Origin of the sequence: Hydrogenophaga sp. (assembly GCF_036675665.1) — a bacterium.
GTDB lineage: Bacteria > Pseudomonadota > Gammaproteobacteria > Burkholderiales > Burkholderiaceae_C > Hydrogenophaga.
Genome location: NZ_JAKFEO010000013.1, coordinates 1 through 5,901 on the forward strand (window position 1 = coordinate 1; position 5,901 = coordinate 5,901).

The 5,901-nt window shown below is 68.3% G+C and carries 8 protein-coding genes, 1 pseudogene and 1 riboswitch; of the genes and pseudogenes, 4 read left to right on the forward strand and 5 right to left on the reverse strand.

Going from position 1 to position 5,901, the window contains the following annotated elements; all coding sequences use genetic code 11:
- Window positions 1–706: pseudogene (locus V6M63_RS07955) on the forward strand (excinuclease ABC subunit UvrA); the annotation flags it as partial.
- A gap of 18 nt (window positions 707–724) precedes the next feature.
- On the opposite strand, the gene V6M63_RS07960 reads toward V6M63_RS07955, so the two are convergent.
- Both V6M63_RS07960 and V6M63_RS07965 read right to left on the reverse strand, forming a co-directional pair.
- Window positions 725–940 carry a helix-turn-helix domain-containing protein gene (locus V6M63_RS07960; RefSeq protein ID WP_332741051.1) on the reverse strand — a complete coding sequence of 72 codons (216 nt, stop codon included), beginning with the start codon at window positions 938–940 and terminating at the stop codon, window positions 725–727.
- A gap of 9 nt (window positions 941–949) precedes the next feature.
- The gene (locus V6M63_RS07965) at window positions 950–1,519 is read right to left on the reverse strand and encodes a hypothetical protein (protein WP_332741052.1); all 570 of its coding nucleotides are present in this window, start codon (window positions 1,517–1,519) and stop codon (window positions 950–952) included.
- 59 nt (window positions 1,520–1,578) lie between these two features.
- Here V6M63_RS07965 and V6M63_RS07970 point away from each other — a divergent pair, with 59 nt between their 5' ends.
- Together V6M63_RS07970 and V6M63_RS07975 are read left to right on the forward strand one after the other, a co-directional pair.
- Window positions 1,579–1,839 (forward strand): hypothetical protein, encoded by a 261-nt coding sequence (locus V6M63_RS07970; RefSeq protein WP_332741053.1) that lies wholly within the window; start codon window positions 1,579–1,581, stop codon window positions 1,837–1,839.
- A gap of 24 nt (window positions 1,840–1,863) precedes the next feature.
- Complete coding sequence (locus V6M63_RS07975) at window positions 1,864–2,187, forward strand: hypothetical protein (protein WP_332741054.1); 324 nt, start codon at window positions 1,864–1,866, stop codon at window positions 2,185–2,187.
- Here V6M63_RS07975 and V6M63_RS07980 read toward each other — a convergent pair whose 3' ends face one another.
- Genes V6M63_RS07980 through V6M63_RS07990 form a run of 3 tightly spaced genes read right to left on the reverse strand, consistent with a single transcriptional unit; the run spans window position 2,188 to window position 4,707 of the window.
- Window positions 2,188–2,571, reverse strand: coding sequence for a hypothetical protein (locus tag V6M63_RS07980; protein ID WP_332741055.1), 384 nt, complete (start codon window positions 2,569–2,571; stop codon window positions 2,188–2,190).
- A 52-nt stretch (window positions 2,572–2,623) separates the two neighbouring features.
- Window positions 2,624–3,898, reverse strand: coding sequence for an MFS transporter (locus V6M63_RS07985; RefSeq protein WP_332741056.1), 1,275 nt, complete (start codon window positions 3,896–3,898; stop codon window positions 2,624–2,626).
- A complete protein-coding gene (locus V6M63_RS07990) occupies window positions 3,895–4,707 on the reverse strand; it encodes an HAD-IIB family hydrolase (RefSeq protein ID WP_332741057.1) in 813 nt (270 codons plus the stop codon). Before V6M63_RS07990 ends, V6M63_RS07985 begins: the two co-directional genes overlap by 4 nt.
- A gap of 88 nt (window positions 4,708–4,795) precedes the next feature.
- A riboswitch (S-adenosyl-L-homocysteine riboswitch) is annotated at window positions 4,796–4,872 on the forward strand.
- A gap of 63 nt (window positions 4,873–4,935) precedes the next feature.
- Between V6M63_RS07990 and V6M63_RS07995 the strand changes: the two genes are divergently transcribed.
- The coding region (locus tag V6M63_RS07995; protein WP_332741058.1) for an adenosylhomocysteinase at window positions 4,936–5,901 on the forward strand (966 nt) is incomplete at its 3' end.

The window sequence follows — 5,901 nt, forward strand, 5'->3', positions numbered from 1 at the left end:
CACGCTGGAAGCCAAGGCGCGCGGCTACGGCCCGGGCCGCTTCAGCTTCAACACCGGCGAAGGCCGCTGCCCGGGCTGCGAAGGCCAGGGCATGCGCACCATCGAGATGAGCTTCCTGCCCGATGTGAAGGTGCCCTGCGAGGTCTGCCACGGTGCACGCTTCAACCCCGAGACCCTGGCCGTGACCTGGAAGGGCAAGAGCATCGGCGACGTGCTGCAGATGGAGGTGGACGAGGCGGTCGATTTCTTTGCCGCCATGCCCAGCATCGGCCACCCGCTGCAACTGCTGAAAGACGTGGGCCTGGGCTACCTCACGCTGGGCCAGCCCAGCCCCACGCTCAGTGGCGGCGAGGCGCAGCGCATCAAGCTGGTGACCGAGCTGAGCAAGGTGCGTGACGACATCACGCGCCGAGGCCAGAAGCCGCCGCACACGCTCTACGTGCTCGACGAACCCACGGTGGGCCTGCACATGGCCGATGTGGAAAAACTCATCCGTGTGCTGCACCGCCTGGTGGACGGTGGCCACAGCGTGGTGGTGATCGAACACGACCTGGACGTGATGGCCGAAGCCGACTGGATCATCGACCTCGGCCCCGAAGGCGGCGGCGGTGGTGGCCTCATCGTGGCCGCGGCGCCGCCCGACGAGGTGGTGCGGCTGGACACGCACACCGGGCGGGTGCTGGGGCCGGTGCTGGCGCGGACTTGATGGCGCCGCGACCTGTGCTCAATCGGGCAGCCCTGCCTCGTGGAACAGCAGGTCGCCGGGCTGGCACCGCAGGTATTCGCAGATGCGTTCCAGCGTATCAAAGCGCACGCCTTTGACCTTGCCCTGTTTGAGCAGCGACAGGTTGGCTTCGGTGATGCCGATGTGTGCGGCCAGGTCCTTGGACTTGACCCTGCGTTCCGCCAGCATGACGTCCAGTTTCACCACGATGGGCATCCGGGACTCCTAGACGAACTGGCGGTTTTCTTCGTCGATCGCCACGGCGTGTGCGATGACCGAGGCCATCTGCCACAGCAGCGCGGCGAGCACGAGGAAGAGGGCTTCCTGCGAACCCACCGACACCACCAGCGACCGCTGCCCCGGGGGCGCGGCGGTGCTCAGCAGCAGGCTCAGCGCCGTGGGCAGCGTCAGCCCGAGCAGACCCGCGGCCAGCAGGCCTGCGGTGAAGCGACGCAGATGGACCACCACCTGGGTGCTCAGGTATTCGGCCCGCGCGAACCGTGCGAAACACAGGCCAGCCTGCCACAGCGAGAAAGACAGGCAGGCCGCGGGCAGCATGACCATCGCCCACAGACCCCAGCGAAACCCGGCGCGCGTGGACAGCAGATCGGCCCCTTGGGCGACGTCCAGGCCGGCCTTGAGCAGCAGGGCGGCGGGGGACTGGTCGAACCCTTGCACTGCCACGCCAAGCGGCAGCAACAGCGCCAGAACCCAACTGGCCCATGCGAACAAGCGGTGCCGGTTGCTGTGCAGACCATGCGCGGAAGGCGACGAAACCGGGTGTGTGGGCTGCATGGCTTGACCTCCAATAATTTCTGTAAAACAATAATAAAATATTGTATAAGGGAAAAAATATGAGCACAACGATTTTTCAACACCCCGTTCCCCGCTTGTCTCGCACGCTCGCCCTGAGCGGGCTGTGTGCCCTGGCGCTGACGGGCTGTGCCGGCGATCAGGACTGGGCACGCGCCATGTACCAGGGCCACCAGTTGGGCGCTCGACAGTGCCAGCTGGCCACCCGCCCCGGTGCGGCGCCTTGCCCGACGCTGTCGCCGCATGACGCGTACGAACAGGAGCGTCAGCGTTTGAGGCCCGCTTCCGGCGCTGTGCCGTGAGACTTTGCGGATACGCTGGCACCCATGCCCGTTCATGAAATCATCCACATCCACGCCGAGGCGCCCGCCAAGCCCGCGCTGGGCGCGCCGTGCAACGGTTGCGGGGTGTGCTGTCTGGCCGAGCCTTGCCCCTTGGGGCAGGTGATTTCACGCAAGCGCATCGGTGCGTGCGACGCCCTGCGTTGGGACGAGCAGTTGTCGGTCTACCGCTGCGGCGCGATCTCCGATGCCGCTGGTGTTCTGGGCCCGCGCTGGCGCTGGGCGGCGCCGGTGTTGCAGAGACTGGCGCGCCGCTGGATTGCCGCCGGCGTGGGGTGCGACGCCCACCTGAAGAGCGAACGGGGCTGATCAGCGCGCGAACAGCACGACCACGCCGACGACCAGCGCGGCGATGACGAACATGAGCACGCGCGTGCGCACGCGCAGCAGCTCCACGGCCGCCACCAGGCGCGCGTTCTGCTCGGCCAGTTCGGCCAGGGTCTGCGCCATCTGGGTCTGTGTCTGAGCCTGCTGGTCGATCAGTTGCCGCGCTTCGATCAGCCGGCTGCGCAACTCACCCAGGCTGGGCGGCGTGTCCGACACCAGGTCCATGGGCGCGGTGGAGGCCGGGGGGCTCTCGGGCGACTTCTGCCGGTCCATCAGCTTGCGGGCGGCGTTGAGCACCTTGGGCGCATGTTCGATCACATCGCCCCAGGGAATCACTTTGAGGGCGAGCAGCCAGGGAATGGCCATGAGGGGGTCCTTTCGCAGGGCGGAATACGCGGAATGCACCCTTGGGAGCAGCTTAACCCGGTGGGGTTCCCGCAGATGGGGACGGCGCCGCGCGTCTCAACAGCCACCAGCCCAAGCCGGCCACCGACAGCAGCAGCACCGGAAACCCCACCGTGGGCGCCCACTGCAGGGCAGCGGCCCCCAGCGCTGGCGCCAGCACGCCGCCCAGCGTGTATGACAGCACCAGCACGGCGGTGCTGTTGACGAGCGTGATGCCGTCTTCGCGCGAGCCGATGTCGATCATGGCCAGGGTGTAGAGGCTGCCGCCGGCGCCGCCCCACAGAAAGGCCACCGGCGCGGCCAGCCAGGGTGTGCCGGCCACGAAGGGAATCACCAGCGTGGCCAGCAGCGTGACAAGCGCGCACACCCGCATGATCTTCAGACGCGTGGCGCGGGCGTTGCCCCAGCGCTGCGTGGGGTGGTGGGCCAGGCGGTCGGCCAGCAGCCCGGCGGGCAGCATCATGAGCGCGCTGCCCAGGCCGCTGGCCGAGACCAGCAGCGCGGCCGCCGTGGCGCCCAGGCCGAGCGCCAGGCCGTACAGCGGCAGGATGGAGGTGAGGCCGCTCTCGAAGAAGCCACCGACGAAGCCCACCGTCATGATCAGCGGATGCGCGAGCAGTGCGTGCCACACGCCTGACAGGCCCACCTGTGCGCTGTGCGTGTCGGCGGCGGCGGGCATGCGCGGAATGAGCAAGCTCCAGCCCAGGCCGAACACGGTGAGCGCCAGCGCCAGCCAGAGCGCGGCATCGCTCTGCGCGCCCAACCAGGCCAGCACCAGCGGGCCCAGCACGAAGGTGGTGCCGACCATGGTTTCGAAGATGCCGACATTGCGCCCGCGTTGGGTGGGCGGGGAAAACTCGGCCACCACCGCCTCGGCCAGCACCCAGCGCAAGCCGGCGGCCATGCCTTCGATCAGGATGCAGGCGAACCACAGCACCAGCGAGTTGCTGAACAGGAAGCCGCAGATGGCGAGCACGGGCACGAAAGCCGCGAGCCAGAGCGAGGGCCGCCGACCCAGCCGCTGTGTGATGGCCGAGGCGAACGGCGTCATGGCAAACACGCCGAGCCAGCCGGTGGCCACGAACATCCCCGCGAGCGCGGTGGACACGCCGTCGCCCTTGAGCCGCAACAGGAGCAGCGGCATGAGCATGAAGTAGCCCACGAGCTGAAAGAAGGTGGAGCCGAAGATGGCCACCAGGCCGAGGCGGGCTTGCGTGGGCACGGGCATGCCGGGCGCGGTGCCCGTGATGGCATGGCTGTGCTGGGGTGGCAGCGGGTGTTCGCTCATGCCGTCCTCGCCCCCAGCACCGCGTCCGCCACCTCGGTGAAACCCGCGCCGCGCTCGCCCTGCGCAACAAAGCGCGGGTGGTGGCTCAGCGTGGCCCAGAAGCGCGCCACATTGGCCACGCCCACGCTGTGCGGGAAGTGGTCGAACATGCGGGCGTCGTTGGTCGAGTCGCCCACGTAGACCCAGCGGTCGAGCTCGGTGTCGAGGTCGCGCCCCAGGCGCGTGCGCACGATCCAGCGCGCGCCGGCGAGCTTGTCGTGCTCGCCGATCCAGCCATTGATGTGGATCGAACTCACGGTGGCGTTGAGCCCCTCGTCGCGCATCAGCGCGACGACCTGCGCGATCTCCGCGTCGTTCAGGTGTGCGAATTCGCTGTGGTCAATGGCAATGTCGGTCTCGCGCCCGGGGCTGTCGGTGGCCAGGCGGGTCTGCGGCAGCTCGTTCAGCACGCGCTGCGCCACAGCCTGCAGCTTCGCGAAGTTGGCCGCGCGCGTGGCCGCGTCCTGCAGGTAGTCGCGGCGGAGCTCGCCCGAGGACCCTCGCCACAGCGCCACAGCGCCGTTTTCCGCCACGATCGCGTCCACCGGCCAGGTCAGGGCAAAGGCCTCGCTCCAGCCGGCGGGCCGGCCCGTGATGGCCAGCACCGGCAGGCCGGCGGCGCGCAGGCGGTGCAGGGCGTCGAGCGCATCGGCCGTGATGGCACCGTCCGTCGTCAGGGTGTCGTCGATGTCGGTCAGCACCCCGTGGATGCGCTCGCGCGCCGCGGTGGGCCACAGGGCAAGCGGGGAGGGCGCGGGGATGGTCGGCATGGGGCCGGCAGTGTCGCACACGCTTACAAAAGGGCGGGTCTCCGGCATCACAGGCCACACACCCGGCGACATGCTGGGCTAAAATCCCGCATCCGAGGAGCGTTGCAGCGTCCCCACTTGCGGGGCGTGAGGCTCGGACCATCCATGCAACGACGCTCATCCACATCCCGTGCGATGAGTTTTTTTTCGCCCGCCGATGTGGTTTGTCCATCCCTTCTGGAGCGAACCATGAATGCACGTCTGAACACCCCCCTCACCGATTGCGCGATCGCCGACATCACCCTGGCCGAATGGGGCCGCAAAGAGGTCAGGATCGCCGAGACCGAAATGCCCGGCCTGATGGCCATCCGCGAAGAATTCTCCGCCGCCAAGCCGCTCAAGGGCGCGCGCATCACCGGCAGCATCCACATGACGATCCAGACCGCGGTGCTGGTCGAGACCCTGCAAGCGCTGGGTGCCAGCGTGCGCTGGGCCTCGTGCAACATCTTCTCCACCCAGGACCACGCCGCCGCCGCGCTGGTGGCGCAGGGCACGCCGGTGTTCGCGCACAAGGGCGAGACCCTCACCGAGTACTGGGACTTCACCCACCGCATCTTTGAGTTCGGCGCCGCCGGTACCGAAGGCGAAGGCCCGAACATGATCCTGGACGACGGCGGCGACGCCACGCTGCTGATGATCCTGGGTCAGAAGGCCGAGAAGGACATCTCGGTGGTGGCCAATCCGACCAGCGAAGAAGAGACCTGCCTGTACGCCGCCATCAAGGCCAAGCTCGCGCAAGACCCGACCTGGTACAGCCGCAAGGCCGCGCAGATCATCGGCGTGACCGAAGAGACCACCACCGGCGTGCACCGCCTGAAGGAAATGGCTGCCCGCGGCACGCTGCCGTTCCGTGCCATCAACGTCAACGACTCGGTGACCAAGAGCAAGTTCGACAACCTGTACGGCTGCCGCGAATCGCTGGTCGACGGCATCAAGCGCGCCACCGACGTGATGATCGCCGGCAAGGTCGCCTGCGTGGCCGGCTACGGCGACGTGGGCAAGGGCTCGGCCCAGGCCCTGCGCGCGCTGTCGGCCCAGGTGTGGGTGACCGAGATCGACCCCATCAACGCCCTGCAGGCCGCGATGGAAGGCTACAAGGTCGTGACCATGGAGTACGCCGCCGACAAGGCCGACATCTTCGTGACCACCACCGGC

Coding starts and splice junctions, on each gene's coding strand:
- V6M63_RS07960 (WP_332741051.1), bottom strand. CDS start 940: ATGCCCATCGTGGTGAAACTGGACGTCATGCTGGCGGAACGCAGGGTC.
- V6M63_RS07965 (WP_332741052.1), bottom strand. CDS start 1,519: ATGCAGCCCACACACCCGGTTTCGTCGCCTTCCGCGCATGGTCTGCAC.
- V6M63_RS07970 (WP_332741053.1), top strand. CDS start 1,579: ATGAGCACAACGATTTTTCAACACCCCGTTCCCCGCTTGTCTCGCACG.
- V6M63_RS07975 (WP_332741054.1), top strand. CDS start 1,864: ATGCCCGTTCATGAAATCATCCACATCCACGCCGAGGCGCCCGCCAAG.
- V6M63_RS07980 (WP_332741055.1), bottom strand. CDS start 2,571: ATGGCCATTCCCTGGCTGCTCGCCCTCAAAGTGATTCCCTGGGGCGAT.
- V6M63_RS07985 (WP_332741056.1), bottom strand. CDS start 3,898: ATGAGCGAACACCCGCTGCCACCCCAGCACAGCCATGCCATCACGGGC.
- V6M63_RS07990 (WP_332741057.1), bottom strand. CDS start 4,707: ATGCCGACCATCCCCGCGCCCTCCCCGCTTGCCCTGTGGCCCACCGCG.